This is a genomic window from Nocardia amamiensis NBRC 102102 (assembly GCF_001612745.1).
GTDB classification, from domain to species: Bacteria; Actinomycetota; Actinomycetes; order Mycobacteriales; family Mycobacteriaceae; genus Nocardia; species Nocardia amamiensis.
The window spans coordinates 1-1,587 of record NZ_BDBA01000426.1 but is presented as its reverse complement, the minus strand read 5'-3'; the positions used below and the strand labels follow the sequence as shown (position 1 = coordinate 1,587).

The window sequence follows — 1,587 nt, the reverse complement described above, 5'->3', positions numbered from 1 at the left end:
AGCTTGCCTTTTAACCTCCGGGAGTCAGTAGTGTGCCCCCGGTTGATCATGTGAGCAGCCCTTGGTCGATGATTCCTGCTGCGAGACAGGGAAGTTCGAGCCAAGGGCTGCGGTGATCAGTATGCGTGACGACGGGTGCGAAGGCCCGCTCGGGGAGTTGGTGGCGTTCCGGCGGGAGTTCTACGAATGCCTGACCGGACGGGCGGATGCGTTGTTCGAACTGTGCGACGCGGTGTTGTGTGCCGAGGGGCCGGTTCGTTCGCTGGCGGGGTTGTCGCTGGCACCGGAGCATCGGCGTGGGCATGGTGCGTTGTATGACGCGGTGAACTGCGGGCGGGTGCAGGTCACCCGGCTGCGGACGGCGCTGGCAGGGTTGCGGTTGCCGCGTGCCGCTGATGGCCGTCTGGTGCTGGCTGTGGACGTGTCACCGTGGCTGCGCCCGGACGGCGCGACCTGCCCGGATCGCTCGTTCTGCCACACCTACGGGCGCGGCAAGAACGAGCACCGGATGATCCCGGGCTGGCCGTATTCGATCGTGGTGGCCCTGGAAACCGGGCGTAGTTCGTGGACCGCTCCGCTGGACGCGTTGCGCTTGGCGCCTGGGGCCGATGTCGCCGCGGTGACCATCGCCCAGATCCGTGAGGTCGTGCAACGCCTGATCACCGCCGGGCAGTGACGCGAGGGTGATCTGGAGATCCTCGTCGTGCTCGATGCAGGATACGACGCGCCGCGCATCGCCCACCTGCTGGTGGATCTGCCAGTGCAGATCCTGGCCCGTATGAGGTCGGACCGGGTGCTGCGCCGGGCGACCCCACCGCGTCGCCACGACCCGAAAGGCGGCCGACCGCCCAAGCACGGTGACGAGTTCGTGTTCGGTGACCCCGCCACCTGGGGCACCGAACACATCGTGACCAGCACCGAAACCCGCCTCTACGGGACGGCGACTGCACAGGCGTGGAACCGGCTGCATCCGATGCTCACCCGCCGCTCGGCCTGGGTCGGCCACGACGGGCCGTTGCCGATCATCGAGGGCACCGCCATCCGGCTGACCGTCGACCACCTGCCTAGCGGCGGGGTCAACAAACCGGTGTGGCTGTGGTGGTCGGGCGTCGACGCCACCGCCGCTGACATCGACCGCTGCTGGCAAATGTTCTTGCGCCGCTTCGACATCGAGCACACATTCCGGATGCTCAAGCAAACCCTCGGATGGACACGGCCACGGCTGCGCAGCCCCGAGGCGGCCGACCGTTGGACCTGGCTCATCCTGGTGGCCTACACCCAGCTCCGCCTGGGCCGCCCACTGGCCACCGATCTGCGCCGACCGTGGGAGAAACCCGCTGCGCCACAAAAGCTTACACCCGCACGGGTCCGGCGCGGGTTTCGCAACATCCGCGCGAAGACCAGCTCTCCAGCCGCTGCACCGAAACCCACCCACCCGGGACCGGGACGACCTTCCGGCTCGAAGAACAGCCACCGCGCCGCCCGACCCGACGTCGGACGAATCCTGGCCACCGGCGAGGCATACACCCGACCGGAACACCACAAGAAGGGCACCAAACCCCGCCGAACTGGTTAAACAACAAGCTT

The 1,587-nt window shown here is 67.5% G+C and carries 1 pseudogene; it reads left to right on the top strand.

The annotated features are described in order from the left end of the window. Nucleotides 1-121: 121 nt before the first annotated feature. Nucleotides 122-1,576: pseudogene (locus NA4_RS43170) on the top strand (NF041680 family putative transposase). Nucleotides 1,577-1,587 lie beyond the last annotated feature (11 nt).